The sequence below is a fragment of the Metapseudomonas otitidis genome (genome assembly GCF_011397855.1).
GTDB classification, from domain to species: Bacteria; Pseudomonadota; Gammaproteobacteria; order Pseudomonadales; family Pseudomonadaceae; genus Metapseudomonas; species Metapseudomonas otitidis.
Window position 1 is genome coordinate 5,356,766 of record NZ_AP022642.1, and the last position, 20,755, is coordinate 5,377,520.

Consider the following 20,755-nt stretch of genomic DNA (forward strand, 5'->3'; position numbering starts at 1 on the left):
ATTCGTGCCCGAAGGGGCGCTATGCTTGCCCGGCATTTGCGCCCCGTTCACGAATGAGCCGCCATGAAAGCCACTTCCGATGAGCTCCTGCACTTTGTCGCGGTCGTCGACTGCGGTTCCATCAGCGCCGCTGCCGAACAGTTGCACCTGACGCCCTCGGCCATCAGCCGCAGCCTCGCGCGGCTGGAGGGCAAGCTCGCAACCACCCTGCTCAACCGCACCACCCGGCGCATGGAGCTGACCGAGGAGGGGCGCTTCTTCCTCGACCAGGCGCGGGACATCCTGCAGCGGATGGACAGCCTCGAAGAGCGCCTGGCCCTTCGCCGCCAACGCCCCGCCGGGCGCCTGCGGGTCAACGCGGCCTCGCCCTTCATGCTGCACGCGGTGGTGCCCCACGTCGGCGCCTTCCGCGCGCTGTACCCGGACATCCAGCTGGAGCTGAACACCAACGACCAGATCATCGACCTGCTGGAACAGCGCACCGACGTGGCCATCCGCATCGGCCCGCTGGGGGATTCCAGCCTCCACGCCCGCCCGCTGGGGGCCAGCCGCCTGCACCTGCTGGCCAGCCCCGACTACCTGGCCCGCCAGGGCCGGCCCGAGCGGGTGGAGGACCTGGCCGGGCACAGCCTGCTGGGCTTCACCCAGCCGGAGAGCCTGAACCTGTGGCCGCTGCGGCACGCGGGGGGCGAGCAGTGGCGGATCACCCCGAGCCTCAGCGCCTCCAGCGGCGAGACGCTGCGCCAGCTGGCCCTGGCCGGCGAGGGCATCGCCTGCCTGGCGAGCTTCATGAGTGATCGGGACCTGGCCGAGGGGCGGCTGGTGAAGCTGCTGGGGGAGGCCATGAGCGACTACCGCCAGCCGATCCACGCGGTGTACTACCGCAACACCCAGCTGGCCCTGCGCATCCAGTGCTTCCTCGACTTCCTCCAGGCGCGCCTGGCCGGCTGAGGCTCAGCGGCGCAGGGCGGGGCTGAAGCGGAGCATGTCCAGCAGGGCATCCACCATGGCTTCGGCCTGGTGCTCCAGGTCGAGGCCTTCCGGCACCAGCAGCCAGTTGGCCTGCAGCCCGTCGATGTAGGCATGCACCGCCACGGCGGCACGCGGGCAGTCGAGGTCGGCCGGCAACTGGCCCTTGCCGACGGCATTGGCCAGGGTGCGGGCGATGCGCTGGTCGCACTCGATGCCGAAGGCCTGCATCCGGCGCCGAAGGTCGCCCAGGTCGTCGGTGTATTCGCACTTGTGCTGGAGGATTTCGGTGATGCGACGGCTCTGCGGGTCATCCACCAGGCGCAGCAGCAGGCGCACCAGCAGCTGGCGCATGCGCCCGAGGGGGTCGCTCTCGCGCTCGCTCTCGCTGGCGCGGGCCAGCTCCTCAAGCGGGCTGCGCAGGCGCTCGCAGAGGGCCTGGAACAGGTCGACCTTGTTCTCGAAGTGCCAATAGATGGCGCCCCGCGACACACCCGCATCCGAGGCAATCTCCGCCAGCGAGGCGCGGGAGACGCCCTTGTCATAAAAGACGCGCTCGGCGGCATCCAGGATCTGGATGCGGGTTTCCTCGGCTTCTTCCTTGGTTCGTCTGGCCATGCCTACAGGTGCTTCACATGAAAAGGGCGAATAGGAGAAATCCCACATCTCTATCGACACATTCTCTGACAGAGATACAGGAAGAATCATTTACAAACGTTCACGCATGTAAGTATATTCGTTAGCAACCTAAAGAATCTACCCTCACTCCCAGTGAGGGTTTCGCCCGTTCGGGCACACGAATTCTCACAACGAGGTCTTACACAGATGCAGAAGAAGCCAGCCTTCGCCGCCATGGTTTCCGCCGTCGCTCTGGCTACGTTCACGCTCGTAGGGTGCCAGGAGGCCTCGGCACCGCCGCCTCAGCAGACGCCCCAGGTGGGCATCGTGACCCTGCAGGCCGAGCCCTACACGCTGACCACCGAACTGCCGGGCCGCACCAGCGCCTTCCGCATCGCCGAGGTGCGCCCGCAGGTGGACGGCATCATCCAGAAGCGCCTGTTCCAGGAAGGCACCGAGGTGAAGGCCGGCCAGCAGCTGTACCAGATCGACCCGTCCGTCTATCAGGCATCGCTGAAGAGCGCCGAGGCGACCCTCGCCTCCGCCCGCTCCCTGGCCGACCGCTACAAGGCCCTGGTGAGCGACCAGGCCGTGAGCCGCCAGTCCTACGACGAGGCCCGCGCCGCCCAGCTGACCGCCGAAGCGGCACTGGAGAAGGCCCGCATCGACCTGCGCTACACCAAGGTGCTGGCCCCCATCAGCGGCCGCATCGGCCGTTCCGCCGTGACCGAAGGCGCGCTGGTCAACAACGGCCAGACCACTGCCATGGCCACCATCCAGCAGCTCGACCCGATCTACGTCGACGTCACCCAGTCCACCAAGGAGCTGCTGCGCCTGCGCCGTGACCTGGAGAGCGGCCAGCTGCAGAAGGCCGGCGACAACGCCGCCAAGGTGCGCCTGACCCTGGAAGACGGCAGCACCTACGAGCACGAAGGCACCCTGGAGTTCTCCGAGGTGTCGGTGGACGAAGGCACCGGCTCGGTGACCCTGCGCGCCATGTTCCCCAACCCCGAGCACACCCTGCTGCCGGGCATGTTCGTGCACGCCCAGCTCAGCTCCGGCGTCAACCAGCAGGCCATCCTCGCGCCCCAGCAGGGCGTGACCCGCGACCTCAAGGGCCAGGCCGTGGCCATGGTGGTGAATGCCGAGAACAAGGTGGAGATGCGCCCGCTGGAAGCCGACCGTGCCGTGGGTGACCGCTGGCTGGTGACCAAAGGCCTGAACCCGGGTGATCGCCTGATCACCGAAGGCCTGCAGTTCGTCCAGCCCGGCATCGAGGTCAAGACCGCCCCGGCGACCAACGTGGCCCAGGCCAAGCCCGCCGAAGCCGAGCCGGCCAAGCGCTCATAAGGAGCCCGTTCCATGTCGAAATTCTTCATCGACCGGCCGATCTTCGCCTGGGTGATCGCGCTGGTGATCATGCTGGCCGGCGGCCTGTCCATCCTCAAGCTGCCGATCAACCAGTACCCGAGCATCGCCGCACCCGCCGTGGCGATCCAGGTCAGCTACCCCGGCGCCTCGGCGCAGACGGTGCAGGACACCGTGGTGCAGGTCATCGAGCAACAGCTCAACGGCATCGACGGTCTGCGCTACATCGCCTCGGAGAGCAACTCCGACGGCAGCATGACCATCACCGCCACCTTCGAGCAGGGCACCAACCCCGACATCGCCCAGGTGCAGGTGCAGAACAAGCTGCAGCTGGCCACCCCGCTGCTGCCACAGGAGGTCCAGCAACAGGGCATCCGCGTCACCAAGGCGGTGAAGAACTTCCTGCTGGTGATCGGCGTCGTCTCCGAAGACGGCTCCATGGACAAGAACGACCTGGCCAACTACATCGTCTCCAACATGCAGGACCCGATCTCGCGGACCAAGGGCGTGGGCGACTTCCAGGTGTTCGGAGCCCAGTACGCCATGCGCATCTGGCTCGACCCGGCCAAGCTGAACAACTACCAGCTGACCCCGGTGGACGTGAAGACCGCCATCCAGGCGCAGAACGTGCAGATCTCCTCCGGCCAGCTCGGCGGCCTGCCCGCCTCCCCCGGCCAGCAGCTCAACGCCACCATCGTCGGCAAGACCCGCCTGCAGACCCCCGAGCAGTTCCGCGAGATCCTCCTCAAGGTCAACCGCGACGGCTCCCAGGTGCGCCTGCGTGACGTCGCCACCGTGGAGCTGGGCGGCGAGAACTACAGCATCAGCGCCCAGTTCAACGGCAACCCCGCCTCCGGCATGGCCATCAAGCTGGCCACCGGCGCCAACGCACTGGACACCGCCAAGGCCATCCGCCAGACCATCTCCGAGCTGGAGCCGTTCTTCCCGCCGGGCATGAAGGTGGTGTTCCCCTACGACACCACCCCGGTGGTCAGCGCCTCCATCGAGGGCGTGATCCACACCCTGGGCGAAGCCATCGTCCTGGTGTTCCTGGTGATGTTCCTGTTCCTGCAGAACTTCCGCGCCACCATCATCCCCACCCTCGCGGTGCCGGTGGTGTTGCTGGGCACCTTCGGCGTGCTCGCCGCGTTCGGCTTCACCATCAACACCCTGACCATGTTCGCCATGGTCCTGGCCATCGGCCTGCTGGTGGACGATGCCATCGTCGTGGTGGAGAACGTCGAGCGGGTGATGGCCGAGGAAGGCCTCTCGCCGCTGGAAGCCACCCGCAAGTCCATGGGCCAGATCCAGGGTGCCCTGGTGGGCATCGCCCTGGTGCTCTCGGCGGTGTTCCTGCCGATGGCCTTCTTCGGCGGCTCCACTGGCGTGATCTACCGGCAGTTCTCCATCACCATCGTCTCGGCCATGGCCCTGTCGGTGCTGGTGGCCCTGGTGTTCACCCCGGCGCTGTGCGCCACCCTGCTCAAGCCGGTGCACGGCGGCCACCACGAGAAGCGCGGCTTCTTCGGCTGGTTCAACCGCACCTTCGACCGCAGCGTGCGCGGCTACGAGCGCGGCGTGCGCAGCATCCTCACCCGCAAGCTGCCGTACCTGCTGATGTACGTGGTGATCCTCGGCGTCATGGCCTGGCTGTTCACCCGCATCCCCACCGCCTTCCTCCCCGAGGAAGACCAGGGCGTGCTCTTCGCCCAGGTGCAGACCCCGTCCGGCGCCAGTGCCGAGCGCACCCAGGTGGTGGTCGACCAGATGCGCGAGTACCTGCTGACCCAGGAGAAGGACACGGTCAAATCGGTGTTCACCGTCACCGGCTTCAACTTCGCCGGTCGCGGCCAGAGCTCGGGCATGGCCTTCATCATGCTCAAGCCGTGGAACGAGCGCCCGGGTGCCGAGCACAGCGTGTTCTCCCTGGCCAACCGCGCGCAGATGCACTTCTTCAGCTTCCGCGACGCCATGGTGTTCGCCTTCGCCCCGCCGGCGGTGATGGAGCTGGGCAACGCCACCGGCTTCAACTTCTTCCTCCAGGACCGTGCCGGCGTCGGCCATGAAACCCTCAACGCCGCCCGCGACCAGTTCCTCGCCCTCGCCTCGAAGGACCCGGTGCTCACCCGCGTGCGGGCCAACGGCCTGCGCGACGAGCCGCAGTACCAGTTGCTGATCGACGACGAGAAGGCCCGTGCCCACGGCGTCTCCCTCTCCGACATCAACAACACCGTGTCCATCGCCTGGGGCGCCAGCTACGTCAACGACTTCATCGACCGTGGCCGGGTGAAGAAGGTCTACCTGCAGGGCGAAGCCGACGCGCGGATGAACCCCGAGGACCTGAACAAGTGGTACGTGCGCAACGACCAGGGCCAGATGGTGCCGTTCAGCGCCTTCGCCAGCGGCGAGTGGACCTACGGTGCGCCCAAGCTGGCCCGCTACAACGGCGTGTCGGCGGTGGAGATCCTCGGCGAGGCGTCCCCGGGCCACAGCTCCGGTGAAGCCATGGCCGCGGTCGAGCGCATCGCCAAGCAGCTGCCGGCCGGCGTCGGCTACTCCTGGACCGGCCTCTCCTACGAGGAGCGCCTCTCCGGCTCCCAGGCCCCGGCGCTGTACGCCCTCTCGCTGCTGGTGGTGTTCCTCTGCCTGGCGGCGCTCTACGAGAGCTGGTCGATCCCGTTCTCGGTGATGCTGGTGGTCCCGCTCGGGGTGATCGGTGCGCTGCTGTTCACCAGCCTGCGCGGCCTGTCCAACGACGTGTTCTTCCAGGTCGGCCTGCTCACCACCATCGGCCTCTCGGCGAAGAACGCCATCCTCATCGTGGAGTTCGCCAAGGAGCTGCACGAACAGGGCAAGAGCCTGTTCGACGCCGCCGTGGAAGCCTGCCGCATGCGCCTGCGCCCGATCATCATGACCTCGCTGGCGTTCATCCTCGGCGTGGTGCCCATGGCCATCTCCAGCGGCGCCGGTTCGGGCAGCCAGCACGCCATCGGTACCGGCGTGATCGGCGGCATGCTCACCGCGACCATCCTGGCGATCTTCTGGGTGCCGCTCTTCTATGTACTGGTCTGCTCGCTGTTCAAGGACAAGCGCAGCAAAGACGAACTGACCAAGGAGGCCGCCGAATGAGGCCGTCCCTGCTGTCCCTCGCGGTCGCCGGCATCCTGCTCGGCGGCTGCTCCCTGATCCCCGACTACCAGCGCCCCGAAGCCCCGGTGGACGCCGCCTGGCCCCAGGGCGAGGCGTACACCGCCAGCGACAGCGGCGCCCAGGCCCGGGTGGCCGCCGCCGATCTCGGCTGGCGCGAGTTCTTCCAGGACCCGGCCCTGCAACGCCTGCTGGAAAGCGCCCTGGCCAACAACCGCGACCTGCGCGTGGCAGCCCTCAACGTCGAGGCCTACCGCGCCCAGTACAGCATCCAGCGTGCCGACCTGTTCCCCAGCGTCAGCGCCGATGGCAGCGGCACCCGCCAGCGCATGCCGGCGGACCTCTCCAGCAGCGGCCGCGCCACCACCAGTGGCTCCTACGCCGCCACCCTGGGCGTCAGCGCCTGGGAGCTGGACTTCTTCGGCCGCGTGCGCAGCCTGACCGAGCAGACGCTCGAACAGTACCTGGCCACCGAGGAAGCCCAGCGCAGCGCGCAGATCAGCCTGCTGGCCAGCGTCGCCAACGCCTACCTCACCCTGCAGGCCGACCAGGCCCAGTTGCGGCTGACCCGCGACACCCTGAAGACCTACCAGGAAAGCTACGCCCTCACCCAGCGCAGCTTCGACGTGGGCGTGGCCGACGCGCTGTCCCTCAGCCAGGCCCGTACCGCCGTGGAAAGCGCCCAGGTGACCCTGGCGCAGTACACCCGCCAGGTGGCCCAGGACCGCAACGCCCTCACCCTGCTGGTGGGCGGCCCGCTGCCCAACGACCTGCCCCAGGGCGAAGTGCTGAGCGACGACCAGTTGGCCGAAGTGCCCGCCGGCCTGCCCTCGGAGATTCTCCAGCGGCGCCCCGACCTGCTCCAGGCCGAGCACCAGCTGAAGGCCGCCAATGCCAGCATCGGCGCGGCACGGGCGGCGTTCTTCCCGCGCATCACCCTCACCGCCAACGCCGGCAGCCGCAGCGCCGAGCTGTCCGGGCTGTTCGACGCCGGCTCCGGCAGCTGGCTGTTCCAGCCGCAGATCAGCCTGCCGATCTTCAACGCCGGCCGGCTGAAGGCCAGCCTCGACTACGCCGAGGTGCAGAAGAACATCCAGGTGGCGCAGTACGAGAAGGCCATCCAGACCGCGTTCCAGGAAGTCGCCGACGGCCTCGCCGCCCGCACCACCTACGAACAGGAACTGGACGCCCAGCGCAACCTGGTGCGCACCTCCGAGGAGTACTACGGCCTGGCCGAACGCCGCTACCGCACCGGCGTGGACAGCTACCTGACCCTGCTCGACGCCCAGCGCCAGCTGTTCAGCGCGCGCCAGCAGCTGATCAGCGCCCGCCTCAAACAGCTCACCAGCGAGGTCAACCTGTACAAGGCCCTCGGCGGCGGCTGGAACGAGCGCACCGCCAGCACCACCCCGGCGGCACCGAAATCCTGATTCGCGTGTATCGGCCGACGGAAGCGGCCACCCTTGCTGCGCGATGCCCCCGCCCCATGGCGGGGGCTTTTTTATGCGCGCACGGAAGCCACGTTTCCCGTTCACCGGAAGCGCCACGGCGGGTCACGTCGGTGGCGTGGTGGAAACGGCCCTGATGGCGGTTCTCACATCCACCAGCGGTGCCATGCCGGACTCCATTGGTGGATCGGTGGAGTCCGTAGGATGCGGTGAGCTCGGCGAACCGCATCAATCCAGGCCCGGCCCACCATGATGGGCTTCGCACAGCTCAGCCCATCCTACGAGTGCCTCGGCGCCATCCGGTGAGCATCGAGCCAGGGGGTTATCCCCAAGGCCTGGGTGCCGGGAGTTGGTGGATGAAAAGAGCGTCATCCCCCCTGCGTCGCCGCTGCCCCGTAGGGTGGGTCGCGCTCCACCGATCCACCGTCTCGACGCCGGAACGGTGTGAGTCCGTAGGATGCGGTGAGCTCGGCGAACCGCATCAATCCAGGCCCGGCCCACCATGATGGGCTTCGCACAGCTCAGCCCATCCTACGGGTGCCTCGGCGCCATCCGGTGAGCATCGAGCCAGGGGGTTATCCCCAAGGCCTGGGTGCCAGGGCTTGGTGGATCGGTGGAGCACGATCCACCGCGATGCCTCTGCCCGCGTGGGCTGAAGCCCACCCTGCGGGGTGACGGAGGTCGTCGGAGGGTCGCCCCAAACTGATGCAGGCCTGTTCGATCGGTCAGCTCCGGCCGCCCATAACCGTGCAGCCCCTGCCCCTCCGCAAGTCGGAATTTGACCTCGAAACACCGATAACCCCTTGAAACATCGGGGCCTATCCCGATAATCCCGCGCCCGGGGAAGGCGTCGCGAAAAACTGGCTCCTTTCTTGCTCTGGCAGGCAAGCCTGACCAATCAGACAGCTTCCACACAGAGGGAAGCCAATAAAACCAGCACCAGGAGCCCATCCCGAATGAACCGTACCCTCTCCGCTCTCGCGCTCGCCGGCGGCCTGCTGACCGCTGGCCAAGCCCTGGCCGACGGTCCCCTGCTGTGGCAGAACAACAGCATCACCTACCTCTACGGGCAGGACTTCAAGGTCAACCCCGAGATCCAGCAGACCTTCACCTTCGAGCACGCCAGCGGCTGGACCTGGGGCGACCTGTTCCTCTTCGTCGACCAGATCAACTACAACGGCAAGGCCGACGCCAACGCCGGCAACAACACCTACTACGGCGAGATTTCCCCGCGCCTGTCCTTCGGCAAGCTGTTCGACCAGAAGATCGCCTTCGGCCCCGTGACCGACGTGCTGCTGGCCGCCACCTACGAGCGTGGCGAGAACCGCAACCAGAACTACCTGCTCGGCCCGGGCTTCGACCTGGCCCTGCCCGGCTTCGACTACTTCCAGCTGAACTTCTACTACCGCAAGCCCGACGGCATCACCAAGAACCCGTCCGGCCAGTGGCAGGTCACCCCGGTGTGGTCCTACACCGTGCCGGTGGGCAAGTCCGACATCCTCATCGACGGCTTCATGGACTGGGTCTGGAACAACAAGGACGCCACCACCAACCGCCCCAACGACCTGCACGCCAACCTGCACTTCAACCCGCAGATCAAGTACGACCTGGGCAAGGCCCTGGACCTGGGCGCCAAGCAGCTCTACGTGGGTGTCGAGTACGACTACTGGAGCAACAAGTACGGCATCGACGACAACAGCTTCCTGGGTGACAAGATCCTCGGCGGCACCGACCAGAACACCGCCAGCCTGCTGGTCAAGGTGCACTTCTGATCCATCCGCGCGCCGGCGTCCTGCCGGCGCGCCTCGGGTCCCGGCACCCGCCCTCCCTGCTCTTCACCTCCCCCACCACACTCCCCACGCACACCCGCCGGCCCGTCCAGGGCACGGATTCGGCACGGCTGCACATCGGGCAGCACAGGGCCGCCGCCTGGCGCGCGGAGTCAGTCAGTACGAAGAGGAAGGGGTAACGCGGGCGGGCAGGCAAAGCGCCCTCCCCTGTCCGGGGAGGGCGCCCGGGGTCAGGCGCGGGCCGATGCAGAGGCGGTGATGCCCTGCACGCTCTGGCCACGGTCACGGCTGAACTGCGGGATCAGCGAGCCGATCACCATGCCCAGCAGGCTCATCAGCAGGCCGGCCAGTTGCGGCGGCCAGAAGTCGGTTTCCTGGTAGGTCAGCTCCAGGGACACCCAGCTCAGCAGGCCGAAGGCAATGGCGAACAGCGCGCCCTGGGTGGTCGCCCGCTTCCAGAACAGGCCAGCGAACAGCGGCACCACGGCGGCCACCAGGGTGACCTTGTAGGCGTTGCCAACCATCTCGTAGATGCTGGCGTTGGAGTTCAGCGCGAACACCGAGGTGGCGATGGTCATCAGCACCACACTCACGCGCATGGCCAGCAGGAACTGACGGTCGCTCATGGCCGGCACGAAGTTCTTCAGGATGTTCTCGGTGAAGGTCACCGACGGCGCCAGCAGGGTGCCGGAGGCGGTGGACATGATCGCCGACAGCAGCGCGCCGAAGAACATCACCTGGGCGAACAGCGGGGTCCGCTCCATGATCAGGTGCGGCAGGATCATCTGCGAATCCTCGGCCAGCCACTTCTGCACCATCGCCGGATCGATCAGCGAGGCCGCGTAGGTGAGGAAGATCGGCAGCATGCAGAACGACAGGTAGAACACCGCACCGGCCATGGAGGCGCGGGCGGCGATGTTCTCGGTCTTGGCCGACATGACGCGGGCGTAGACGTCCTGCTGCGGGATGGAGCCCAGCATCAGGGTCACCGCCGCCGCGATGAAGGCCACGATGTCCCGTGGCTCGAAACCGTGGATGAAGGTGAACTTGCCCTCGGCTGCGGCGTGGCTGATGACCACATCAGCACCGCCGGCCATGCCGCCGATCAGCCAGGTCAGGTACACCAGGCCGACCACGATGATGATCATCTGCATGAAGTCGGTCAGCGCCACCGACCACATGCCGCCGAACAGGGTGTAGAGCAGCACGATGCCGGTGCCGATCAGCATGCCCTGGGTGGTGCTGATGGAGCCGTCGGAGAGCACGTTGAACACCACGCCCAGCGCGGTCAGCTGCGCTGCCACCCAGCCCAGGTAGGAGCCGATGATCACCAGGCTGGTGAAGATCTCGACGTGCGGGCCGTAGCGCTTGCGGAAGAAGTCGCCGATGGTCAGCAGGTTCATGCGGTACAGCGGACGCGCGAAGATCAGGCCCACCAGCATCAGGCAGCCGAAGGAACCGAACGGGTCCTCGATGATGCCGGCGAAGCCTTCCTCGATGAAGGTGGCGGGGATGCCCAGCAGGGCCTCGGAACCGAACCAGGTGGCGAACACCATCGCCGCGACCAGGGGGAAGGACATGCTCCTGCCGCCGGCGGCGAAATCCTTGGAGTTCTTGACGCGAGTGGATGCGTAGAAGCCGACACCGACGGTGATCAGCAGGTAGACCGCAACAAACCAGATCAGCATGGGATGAATACCAGTGGCTCGCCCGTCATCCGGCGTGGGCTGGGCCCGCTAGGCCGCCGGGACTGACAGAATTTTTGTTTTCGTGGCGCGTCACGACCGGCGAGTGCTCCCCCTGAAGGCGCAGGCCTTGCCGGGGTCGTGGCCACCTGCCGCAACGGGCGAGCAGTCTGCCAAACCCGTCAAATATGTCAAACAGATACACGCCTGGTGATCGCAAAAAGCGACAAACGATAGCCGTAGGCGCGACACAAGCAATTGATAAATCAGGAATTTGTCAGACAATTTGGCGGGCGACGTTGCGTATATTTCACAGCCCCGTTTCATAACCAGAACAAGCGGCAGGTTCACGGCGCTCTGCTAGCATCCTCGGGTCACGCCCATGGAGCCCGGCATGCACCCGCTCACCCCCGACCAGACCCACGCCTACCTCGCCCACCTCGGCCTTCCCGCACCGCAACGCCTGGATCGGGAGGCCCTGGATGCCCTGATCGGCGCGCACCTGGCGCGGGTGGCCTTCGAGAACCTCGACGTGCTGCTGGCGCGGCCCATCCACATCGACGCCGAGCGGGTCTTCGCCAAGGTGGTGGAACGCGGCCGGGGCGGCTACTGCTTCGAACTCAACGGCCTGTTCGGCCGGCTGCTGATGAGCCTGGGTTTCCGCGTCACGCCGCTGGTGGCACGGGTGCGCTGGGGGCTGCCCGCCGAGGCGCCGCTGACCCTCACCTCGCACCTGATGCTGCGCATCGACCTGGCCGGCGGCGCCTACCTCGCCGATGTCGGCTTCGGCTCCGCCAACCCGACCCGCGCCCTGCCCCTGGAAGGCCGCGAGGGCCTGGGCGACCTGCCCTTCCGGCTGCTGCCGCCGAGCGAAACGCAGGACGACTTCCACCTGGAGACCCGCATCGGCGAGGCCTGGCTGCCGGTCTACCACTTCAACCTGCAGCCCCAGCCCTGGATCGATTACACCCCGCGCAACTGGTACACCTCCACCCACCCGGACAGCCTGTTCTGCCAGATGCTGGTGGCCGCCCGCACCGAGCCCGGGCAGCGCCTGACCCTGCGCAACGGCCTGTTCACCCGCCGCACGCCCGATGGCCAGGCACACCAACGCACCCTCACCGACCCGGACGCGGTGCTGGAGGTGCTGCAGCACGAATTCCGCCTGGCCCTGCGTGACGATGACCTGGCCGCCCTGCGCCAGCGCCTGGTCGGCCTGCTGGCGGCTACGCCGGGCTGAAGTGCCCCATGAAGATCACTTCCTGGATCTCCCGCAGGTAGGGCTGGAAGCGCAGGTCCCGCTCGCTGAAGGCCCGCGCGGCAGCCAGGGCCTGCTCGTGGGAGGTCCACTCCACCAGGTCGGCGTAGACCGGCGCGCCCTCGACAGCGGCCAGGCCGCGCAGGCCGATGAAGCCCTCGAAATCCCGCAGTGCCTCGCGCACCTGTTCGCGCAGCTCCGCCACCCGCGCCTCGCGACCGGGCTTGGTGGTGAACAGCACCAGTTCCAGAACCGATGACTCTTGCATGTTGATCGCCTTCCGCTGGGTGGGACGACGCAGCCTAGAGGCCCCCTGCTGACAGCGTGCTGTCAGTGGCCGGCTCCGGCGCGCAGCGCTGGCGCATGTAGGCCTCCAGGCTCGGCGCCTCGCCAGCGGGCGCGGCAGCGGGCAGGCGCGCCAGTGCCTGGATGCGGTCCACGCGGAAGTCGCGGTATTCCCCACGCAGGTCGCACCAGGCCGCCACCGTCCACTTGCCCACCCAGTAGAACAACCCCACCGGCTGGATCACCCGCTGGGAGGCGCGCTCGTCCAGGCTCAGGTACTCGATGCGCAGCGCCGCACGGTCGCGGATCGCCCGGCGCAGTGCATCCCAGTGGCGCATCTGCTCCTGGGTGAAGGGGCTGACGAAGGCCCGCACCGGCGCCGCTTGCGGGTCCAGCCCATGGGCCGGCACCGCCGCCTGGATCTTGCTCAGCAACGAGCGCGCTGCCCCGGCCATCTCCGCGCCCACCGTGCGCGACAGCAGCTCGACGCCCAGCAGCAACGCATCCAGCTCATCGGCATTGAGCGCCAGCGGCGGCAACTCGAAGTGCTCGTCCAGCGCATAGCCCACACCGGCCTCGCCGTAGATCGGGATGCCACTCAGGGACAAATCGTCCACGTAGCGGTAGATGGTCCGCACCGACACGCCCAGGCGCTCCGCCAGGCGTCGGGCGCTGATGGGCTGGTGGGCACGGATCAGGTTCACCACCTGGAACAGGCGATCGGCCTTGCGCATGACAGGGGTCGTCGTGAAAGGGAAACCGGCGGGCATTTGCGCACAGCGTCCGGGGAAAAACCAGCGCCGCCGGGCCACCACCTGCCGGGAACGCCACCGCCCCCGCAGAAATGTCCCGCCCGGCCCTCTATGCTGCGAGGCGCCGCCAACCGGGGAATGCCCATGTCCAGCAAGACGGAAATCATCCAGCAGTTCATCGCCTCCGGCGAAGCCGACTTCGCCGCCGCCAACAGCTCCAACGCCTACTACTGCAGCCACCACCCGAGCATCACCCCGCTGGTGAAGAAGCCGCCGAAGGAGCTCGATGACGCCACCTTGCAGGCCTTCTACTACTACCTGCTGTTGAACGGCGGCACACCGCCCGTTGAGAGTCAGCGCCACCTCGACCTGCTCACCGCCGCAGCGACGGACGCGGCCCGTGTGCTGGCCGAACACGGCTACCCGCGCTGCCGTCTCAAACGCTGGGAGATGGTCCTGCTGTTCGGCGGCGAGATGACCCTGGAGGCCCACGCCCGCCGCCTGGCCCTGCTCGCCCAGGTTGGCCGCTTCGCCCACCAGCCCGGCATGCTGGCCAAGGCCGCCAAGCTCAAGGCCGAATTCGGCGAGGACGCCTGGCTGCACAGCGAAATCACCCGCGTGCTGCAGGCGGTGCCGTTCGCCCGGCTGGCCTTCGACCGCGACAACCTGGATTTCAGCCTCGCCTTCATCGGCGTGCTGTTCATCTTCCTGCTCGGGGCCGACGACGCCGACCAGCGCCTGCTGTTCGCCTGGTTCAAGCAGGCCACCGACGCCCTGCAGGACATCCCCCACTACAAGACCCGCGACGAACAGGTGCGCAGCCTGGTCTGGGTGCTGTTCCGCTTCGCCGACGCCGCAAAGGCCAACGGCCTGGTCCAGGCCCTGCTCGCGGAATACGGCGAAACCTGGTGCCGCGAATACAGCGCCTGACGGAAAAACCACCAGCCGCCTGAACCCCACGGGCGGCCGGGGCCGCAGCGATCCGCCCCAATGTTATCCACAGCTTGCCCCACAGAAATTGTGGGCAGCACAACGCCGTCTTTTCGGTCGGATCACAGTCGAAACGAGGGGGCTCGTTTAAACTGGCGCACCTTCAGTTCCAACCGTGGTACCCAACATGGACGTTTCCCGCATCCACATGCTCATCCTGCGTGCCATCGCTACTGGCCTCGACGGCGCAGCGATCTACGCCTTGTCCATCGTGCTAATCACGTGGACACAGAACCTGCTCATGTTCCTCGTACCGATGGTCCTGTACTTCCCGCTGTGCGAGTGGCTGCTGCGCGGTTTCACCCCCGGCAAGTGGATCTGCCGCATCCGCGTCATCGCCCCCAATGGCGAGCCGCCCAGCCTGAACCAGGTCCTGATTCGCAGCGTTTTCCGCCTGGTGGAGGTCAACCCCTTCGTCATCGGCGCCATCCCTGCCGCCATCGCCGTCCTGTGCTCCAGCCATGCACAGCGCCTGGGCGATATGTGGGCCTTCACCTTCGTCGTCCCGGTCAGCGACATCCCTGCCGTACGCAAGCGCATCGCCGAGATGGAAGACGCGCCCACACAGCAACCAGAAAGCTGAGGCCCGACCATGAGCGAATCCCAAGGCTTCACCCCCGAGACCCGCGCCCAGCTGGTAGCCCTCAAGGGCGTCGGCCCCACCGTGGTCAACCGCCTGGAACAGATCGGCTTCCGCGACCTGGCGCAACTGGCCCGCTGCGAAGCCGCCGACCTGACCCTGCAGATCGCCCGCATGATGGGCTCCACCTGCTGGCACAACAGCCCCCAGGCCCGCGCCGCCATCCAGGCCATCATCGACTTCGCCCGCACCCAGTCCCCAGCGGATTGACGAAAACGCCGTCCCCGTAGGATGCGGTGAGCTACGCGAACCGCATCAAGCCCCACCTCCGCGCCACGCCAGCGATGGGCTTCGCACAGCTCAGCCCATCCTACGGGCCGCACCGCCTCCCCACTGTCATCGACGATTGGCTGGCGAAAAAGCGAACAATGCCCAGCAGGCCAAGCTTGGCGGGCATTGCCAGCGCTTCTCCCAACGTTATCCACAGCCCCACCCACAGATTCTGTGGGCACTCCAAGGCTGAACTGACCATGCCAAGCGCACGTGCCAACGTGAAACGCCTCGCGCCGACGAAGAAATGTCCGAAACCGCCCGCGCAACCTTGTTCGCCGCCGCCACGCTCCCTAACTTCGCCCGGTCGCGGTCAATCCCGCGACCGGGCTTGACGACCTGAACCATGCGCGCATGCGTTTGATACGCACGCGACGAACTGCCGTTAACAGACAACGGCACTGCATTCACTTGCTGGTTACGGGTAGAGACGATGCCTGACGTACATGTTCCCTTCACCTTCATCCGCCACAAGCGCCCCCTGCGCGGGGTGATGATCGACAACCAACCCTGGTTCTCCACTTACGATTTCGCTCGCCTGCTAGGGCTGCATCATCCTCAAGCGTTACATCGGCGCCTGCGCCCCTTCGAGACACGGACCACTCGCTTCGTCTATGCCACTGGCAACGAAGAGGACGTTCATCTCCTCAACGAAGCCGGCCTCTACAAGGCCCTCATTCGCTTCGGTCATCCGGAATGCCTTCACCTTGATGAATGGCTGACCCGCGAAGTCATCCCCACGTTGCGTGACCAAGTGGCAACCAGCACCTACACGCCTCGCCGCGTCGTGATCGGCTGGCAGAACCAGAGGCTGTCGTTGCTGGAGTGGCAGGGCGAATTGTGGATGCCTTGGGAAAAAGTGCCCCGCTATATAGGCACCTGACCCCCTGCACGATTCACGTATCGATGAGCCCATGCACAACACCCAGGCCGCCAGCCATGGGCTGCACCCGTAGGATGCGGTGAGCTACGCGAACCGCATCAAGCCCCACTCCACGCCATGCCAGCGATGGGCTTCGCACAGCTCAGCCCATACTACGGGCCGCACGATTTACGTATCGATGAGCCCATGCACAACACCCGGTCCGCCAGTCATGGGCTGCACCCGTAGGATGCGGTGAGCTCCGCGAACCGCATCAAGCCCCACCTCCGCGCCACGCCAGCGATGGGCTTCGCACAGCTCAGCCCATCCTACGGGTGTTGCGTCTTTTGCGGTGGAAAGGTCCGACTTCACTGGCCTGGCCTTGTCGACAGGGGGGACGGTCCCTAGGGTCTGCGTTCCCTCCTGGCACGGATGCCTGCCCATGACCGCCTACCGACGCGACCTCACGCCGGGCTCGACCTGGTTCTTCACCGTCAACCTCGCCGACCGCCGCAGCCGCCTGCTGGTGGAGCAGATCGACCTGCTGCGCGAAAGCTTCCGCGCGGTGATGCGCCGCCACCCCTGGCGGATCGACGCCATCGTCGTGCTGCCCGATCACCTGCATGCGCTCTGTACCCTGCCGCCGGGTGATGCCGGCTACGGGCTGCGCTGGGGCATGATCAAGGCGCACTTCTCCCGCGCCCTGATGCCGGAAGAGCCCCTCTCGGCCAGCCGTCAAAAACGCCGGGAGCGCGGCATCTGGCAACGCCGTTTCTGGGAGCACCGCATCCGCGACGATGCCGACTTCGCCCGACACGTGGACTACATCCACCACAACCCGCGCAAGCATGGCCACGTAGCGCGGGTGGTGGACTGGCCGTGGTCGTCCTTCCATCGCTATGTGGAGAGCGGCACGCTGCCACGGGACTGGGCGGGCGGCGAGGACACGCTGGAGCCTTCAACCGGAGAGCGTTGAGCCAGCGCGCGCCAGGTGACACCGGCGCCCCCGGCCAAACAATCTGCAACACCCCGCCGGCCACAAGGCCTTTCGCCCTCTCTAGACTGCGCGCTCCAGCCAACGAGGGAGTCGATGCATGGAAAGGCAATCCATCAATCCGGACAGCGTGTTCAATACGCTGCAATACGGTTTCAGCCAGGCCGTGGTCAGCGAAGGGGGGCGACTGGTCAACCTCTCCGGCCAGGTCGGCGTGGACGCCCAGGAGCGCCTGGCCGGCCACAATCTCGCCAGCCAGACGCGGGCCGCCCTGGAGAATGTCCGCCTGGTGCTGGAGGCGGCAGGCGGCGAGCTGGGCCACGTGGTGATGCTTCGCCTCTATCTGGTCGAGAGGGCCAGGCAGGATCAGGGGGTGATCGTCGACGCACTCAAGGCCTTCTTCCCCCATCAGCCACCGGCCTCGTCCTGGGTCGTGGTGAGCGGCCTGTCCGAGCCGGAATGGCTGATCGAGATCGAGGCCCAGGCCGTGATTCCCGCCGTGTAATCCGATACCGCTCCATGCAAAAGCCCCGGCCATGCCGGGGCTTTTGGGTTGCACGCGGGGCCCGTCAGGCGCTGGCGGGGATGCCGGCCTCGATGCGCCGCTTGCGCCGGGCATTGAGCAGCCCGAGGCAGACGATGAGGACGCTGAGCAGGGCCGTGGCCAGCACTTCCTGCCGGTGGGCGGGCATGGCCAGCATGGTGATGAGGGCGGCGCTGATGAACAGGATCACCGCCCAGGTCAGCCAGGGGTACAGCCACATGCGGAACTCCGGCGAGTCCCCGGCCTGCTGCAACTGGCGGCGCATGCGCAGCTGGGACACGGCGATGACCAGGTAGACCAGCAGCGCCACCGCCCCCGAGGAGGCGAGGAGGAAGGCGAACACCTTCTCCGGCGCGAAGTAGTTCAGCACCGTGGTGAGGAAGCCCACGGCGGTGCTGGCCAGGACGGCGGCACGGGGCACCTGGCTGGCGTTGGTGCGCTGCAGGCGCTCGGGCGCGTCACCCCGGCGCGCCAGGGAGAAGACCATGCGCGAGGCGGTGTAGATCGCCGAGTTGAGGCAGCTGGCGACGGCCACCAGCACGACGAGGTCGACGATCAGCTTGGCGTGGGGGATGGCCAACAGCTCCAGGGCGCGCTGGTAGGAGCCCACTTCGGCGAGCTGCGGGTCGTTCCACGGCACGATGGAAACGACGAGGAAGATCGACACCAGGTAGAACAGGCCGATGCGCCAGATCACCGAGCGGGTGGCGCGGGTGATCTGCCGAGCCGGGTTCTGCGACTCGGCGGCGGCGATGGTGACGATCTCGGTGCCCATGAAGCTGAACATGGTGGTGAGCAGGGCCCCGACCACGGCGCCATAGCCGTTGGGCAGGAAACCGCCGTGGGTCGCCATCAGCTGTCCCAGGCCGCTCACCTCGCGTTCCGGCAGCCCACCGGCGAGGGCCACGGCGCCCAGCACGATGAAGGCGATGATCGCCAGCACCTTGAGCAGGGCGAACCAGAACTCGAACTCGCCGTAGCGCGCCACGCTGAACAGGTTGGTGACGGTCAGCGCCAGGGTCACCAGCAAGGCGAACATCCAGGTGTCGATGGCGGGGAACCAGGCGTTGAGGATGGCCGCCGCGGCGATGGCCTCCAGCGGGATGACCAGCACCCAGAACCACCAGTAGAGCCAGCCGATAGTGAAGCCGGCCCAGCGCCCGATGGCGCGGTCGGCGTAGGTGGAGAAGGAGCCGGTGTCGGGCGAGGCGACGGCCATCTCCCCGAGCATGCGCATCACCAGCACCACCAGGGTGCCGGCGAACAGGTAGGCCAGGAGCACGGCGGGGCCGGCGGCGGCGATGGCGTGGCCGGAGCCGACGAACAGGCCGGCGCCGATCACCCCGGCGATGGAGAGCATGGTCACGTGGCGTTGCTTGAGACCGGGCGCGAGGGCCGCGGAGGTGTCGCGGGGCAGTTGCGAGGCGAGGAGCGGTGAAGAGGGCATGGGCGATTCCTTCTCGATTGTTCTTGGTGGCGCTGCCATCTGGAAGGGCGATGACAGTCGGTTCGAGTCGAGCGCACGTGGTGCGGTTCAACAGCGGGGACGAGCGGAGCGGGACCTCTGGACGTGGGTAAAAGAAAAAGGGGCATGACCGTCACCGGTCATGCCCCTTGCCTGTGCGGATCAGCCGTTGCTGGGGAACGCGAACTGCGCGGCCTCGTGGCTGGCGCGCTGCGGCCAGCGCTGGGTGATGGCCTTGCGGCGGGTGTAGAAGCGCACGCCGTCCGGGCCGTAGGCGTGCAGGTCGCCGAACAGCGAACGCTTCCAGCCACCGAAGCTGTGGTAGCTGACCGGGACCGGCAGCGGCACGTTGACGCCGACCATGCCCACTTCGATCTCGTCGCAGAACAGGCGGGCGGCTTCACCGTCGCGGGTGAAGATGCAGGTGCCGTTGCCGTACTCGTGGTCGTTGATCAGCTGCATGGCTTCTTCCAGGCTGCCGACGCGAACGATGCAGAGCACCGGGCCGAAGATCTCTTCCTGGTAGATGCGCATGTCGGCGGTGACGTTGTCGAACAGGGTGCCACCGACGAAGTAGCCGTCTTCATGACCGACGACGCGGTAGCCACGGCCGTCCACCACCAGCTTGGCGCCGGCAGCGACGCCGTCGTCGATGTAGCCGACCACCTTGTCGCGGGCGGCGGCGGTGACCAGCGGGCCCATGTCCAGGCCGCAGGTGGTGCCGGCGCCGATCTTCAGGCCCTTGATCTGCGGAACGATCTTCTCCACCAGCGCATCGGCGATCTGGTCGCCCACGCACACGGCCACGGAGATGGCCATGCAGCGCTCGCCGCAGGAGCCGTAGGCGGCGCCCATCAGTGCGCTGACGGCGTTGTCGAGGTCGGCATCGGGCATCAGCACGGCGTGGTTCTTGGCGCCGCCCAGGGCCTGGACGCGCTTACCGCGCTTGGTGCCTTCGCTGTAGATGTATTCGGCAATGGGGGTGGAGCCGACGAAGCTGATGGCCTTCACTTCCGGCGCTTCGATCAGGCCGTCCACGGCCTCCTTGTCGCCGTTCACCACGTTCAGCACGCCCTTGGGCAGGCCGGCCTGCTCGAACAGTTCGGCGATGAACAGGGTGGAGCTGGGGTCACGCTCGGAGGGCTTGAGGATGAAGGTGTTGCCGCAGGCGATGGCCAGCGGGTACATCCACAGCGGCACCATGGCCGGGAAGTTGAACGGGGTGATGCCGGCGACCACGCCCACCGGCTGGAAGTCGCTCCAGGCGTCGATGTTCGGGCCAACGTTGCGGCTGTACTCGCCCTTGAGGATCTCGGGGGCGGCGCAGGCGTATTCGACGTTCTCGATGCCGCGCTTGAGTTCACCGGCGGCGTCTTCGAGGGTCTTGCCGTGCTCCTGGCTGATCAGGCGGGAAATCTCGGCCTCGTTCTGCTCCAGCAGTTGCTTGAAGCGGAACAGCACCTGGGCGCGCTTGGCCGGCGGGGTGTTGCGCCAGGCGGGGAAGGCGGCCTTGGCGGCGTCGATGGCCTTCTGCAGGGTTTCGCGGCTGGCCAGGCCGACCTTGTGGATGGCTTCGCCGGTGGACGGGTTGAACACGTCGGCGGTGCGGCCTTGGTCGGCGACGCGTTCGCCGTTGATCAGGTGCGGGATGAGGCTCATGGGTAGGGTCT

The 20,755-nt window shown here is 67.0% G+C and carries 18 protein-coding genes; 12 read left to right on the top strand and 6 right to left on the bottom strand.

From position 1 onward, the window contains the following. Nucleotides 1–63: 63 nt before the first annotated feature. Nucleotides 64–951, top strand: a complete 888-nt coding sequence (locus tag PotMrB4_RS24875) for a LysR family transcriptional regulator (RefSeq protein WP_074973987.1) — start codon at nt 64–66, stop codon at nt 949–951. Between the two features lie 3 nt (nt 952–954). Here PotMrB4_RS24875 and PotMrB4_RS24880 read toward each other — a convergent pair whose 3' ends face one another. Further along, nucleotides 955–1,587: a TetR family transcriptional regulator gene (locus PotMrB4_RS24880; protein WP_044412919.1), complete on the bottom strand. Its 633-nt coding sequence runs from the start codon at nt 1,585–1,587 to the stop codon at nt 955–957. A 207-nt stretch (nt 1,588–1,794) separates the two neighbouring features. Here PotMrB4_RS24880 and PotMrB4_RS24885 point away from each other — a divergent pair, with 207 nt between their 5' ends. From PotMrB4_RS24885 to PotMrB4_RS24900, 4 genes are all read left to right on the top strand, one after another. After that, nucleotides 1,795–2,937 (top strand): efflux RND transporter periplasmic adaptor subunit, encoded by a 1,143-nt coding sequence (locus PotMrB4_RS24885; protein ID WP_172434743.1) that lies wholly within the window; start codon nt 1,795–1,797, stop codon nt 2,935–2,937. Nucleotides 2,938–2,949: 12 nt separating this feature from the next. Beyond that, nucleotides 2,950–6,084 carry an efflux RND transporter permease subunit gene (locus PotMrB4_RS24890; protein ID WP_074973982.1) on the top strand — a complete coding sequence of 1,045 codons (3,135 nt, stop codon included), beginning with the start codon at nt 2,950–2,952 and terminating at the stop codon, nt 6,082–6,084. Continuing rightward, the gene (locus PotMrB4_RS24895; protein WP_172434744.1) at nt 6,081–7,532 is read left to right on the top strand and encodes an AdeC/AdeK/OprM family multidrug efflux complex outer membrane factor; all 1,452 of its coding nucleotides are present in this window, start codon (nt 6,081–6,083) and stop codon (nt 7,530–7,532) included. Before PotMrB4_RS24890 ends, PotMrB4_RS24895 begins: the two co-directional genes overlap by 4 nt. 974 nt (nt 7,533–8,506) lie before the next feature. Further along, nucleotides 8,507–9,322 (top strand): outer membrane protein OmpK, encoded by an 816-nt coding sequence (locus tag PotMrB4_RS24900; RefSeq protein WP_044412929.1) that lies wholly within the window; start codon nt 8,507–8,509, stop codon nt 9,320–9,322. Between the two features lie 248 nt (nt 9,323–9,570). Here PotMrB4_RS24900 and PotMrB4_RS24905 read toward each other — a convergent pair whose 3' ends face one another. Next, the gene (locus tag PotMrB4_RS24905; protein ID WP_044412932.1) at nt 9,571–11,028 is read right to left on the bottom strand and encodes a sodium:solute symporter family protein; all 1,458 of its coding nucleotides are present in this window, start codon (nt 11,026–11,028) and stop codon (nt 9,571–9,573) included. 391 nt (nt 11,029–11,419) lie between these two features. Between PotMrB4_RS24905 and PotMrB4_RS24910 the strand changes: the two genes are divergently transcribed. Next, nucleotides 11,420–12,265 carry an arylamine N-acetyltransferase family protein gene (locus PotMrB4_RS24910; protein ID WP_172434745.1) on the top strand — a complete coding sequence of 282 codons (846 nt, stop codon included), beginning with the start codon at nt 11,420–11,422 and terminating at the stop codon, nt 12,263–12,265. Here the strand turns inward: PotMrB4_RS24910 and PotMrB4_RS24915 are convergent. Continuing rightward, nucleotides 12,252–12,551 carry an antibiotic biosynthesis monooxygenase family protein gene (locus PotMrB4_RS24915; protein ID WP_044412937.1) on the bottom strand — a complete coding sequence of 100 codons (300 nt, stop codon included), beginning with the start codon at nt 12,549–12,551 and terminating at the stop codon, nt 12,252–12,254. The two genes, PotMrB4_RS24910 and PotMrB4_RS24915, sit on opposite strands and share 14 nt — an antisense overlap. Before the next feature lie 34 nt (nt 12,552–12,585). Further along, nucleotides 12,586–13,302, bottom strand: a complete 717-nt coding sequence (locus PotMrB4_RS24920) for a helix-turn-helix transcriptional regulator (protein ID WP_069563186.1) — start codon at nt 13,300–13,302, stop codon at nt 12,586–12,588. Between the two features lie 162 nt (nt 13,303–13,464). On the opposite strand from PotMrB4_RS24920, the gene PotMrB4_RS24925 reads away from it, so the two are divergent. The 6 genes from PotMrB4_RS24925 (at nt 13,465) to PotMrB4_RS24950 (ending at nt 17,581) form a co-directional block, all read left to right on the top strand. Continuing rightward, a complete protein-coding gene (locus PotMrB4_RS24925; RefSeq protein ID WP_172434746.1) occupies nt 13,465–14,250 on the top strand; it encodes a hypothetical protein in 786 nt (261 codons plus the stop codon). Nucleotides 14,251–14,437: 187 nt separating this feature from the next. Further along, on the top strand, nt 14,438–14,893 hold the full coding sequence (locus PotMrB4_RS24930) for an RDD family protein (protein WP_142014078.1): 456 nt from the start codon (nt 14,438–14,440) through the stop codon (nt 14,891–14,893). A gap of 9 nt (nt 14,894–14,902) precedes the next feature. Further along, nucleotides 14,903–15,160, top strand: coding sequence for a helix-hairpin-helix domain-containing protein (locus PotMrB4_RS24935; protein ID WP_172434747.1), 258 nt, complete (start codon nt 14,903–14,905; stop codon nt 15,158–15,160). Nucleotides 15,161–15,653: 493 nt separating this feature from the next. After that, nucleotides 15,654–16,103 carry a BRO-N domain-containing protein gene (locus tag PotMrB4_RS24940; protein WP_107329798.1) on the top strand — a complete coding sequence of 150 codons (450 nt, stop codon included), beginning with the start codon at nt 15,654–15,656 and terminating at the stop codon, nt 16,101–16,103. A 421-nt stretch (nt 16,104–16,524) separates the two neighbouring features. Beyond that, nucleotides 16,525–17,058, top strand: a complete 534-nt coding sequence (locus tag PotMrB4_RS24945; RefSeq protein WP_172434748.1) for an REP-associated tyrosine transposase — start codon at nt 16,525–16,527, stop codon at nt 17,056–17,058. 118 nt (nt 17,059–17,176) lie between these two features. Beyond that, nucleotides 17,177–17,581 (top strand): RidA family protein, encoded by a 405-nt coding sequence (locus PotMrB4_RS24950; protein WP_172434749.1) that lies wholly within the window; start codon nt 17,177–17,179, stop codon nt 17,579–17,581. A gap of 64 nt (nt 17,582–17,645) precedes the next feature. Here the strand turns inward: PotMrB4_RS24950 and gabP are convergent, their stop codons facing one another. Further along, on the bottom strand, nt 17,646–19,067 hold the full coding sequence (gene gabP, locus PotMrB4_RS24955) for a GABA permease (protein ID WP_044412957.1): 1,422 nt from the start codon (nt 19,065–19,067) through the stop codon (nt 17,646–17,648). 180 nt (nt 19,068–19,247) lie between these two features. Then, nucleotides 19,248–20,744, bottom strand: a complete 1,497-nt coding sequence (locus PotMrB4_RS24960) for a CoA-acylating methylmalonate-semialdehyde dehydrogenase (RefSeq protein WP_172434750.1) — start codon at nt 20,742–20,744, stop codon at nt 19,248–19,250. Nucleotides 20,745–20,755: the final 11 nt, after the last annotated feature.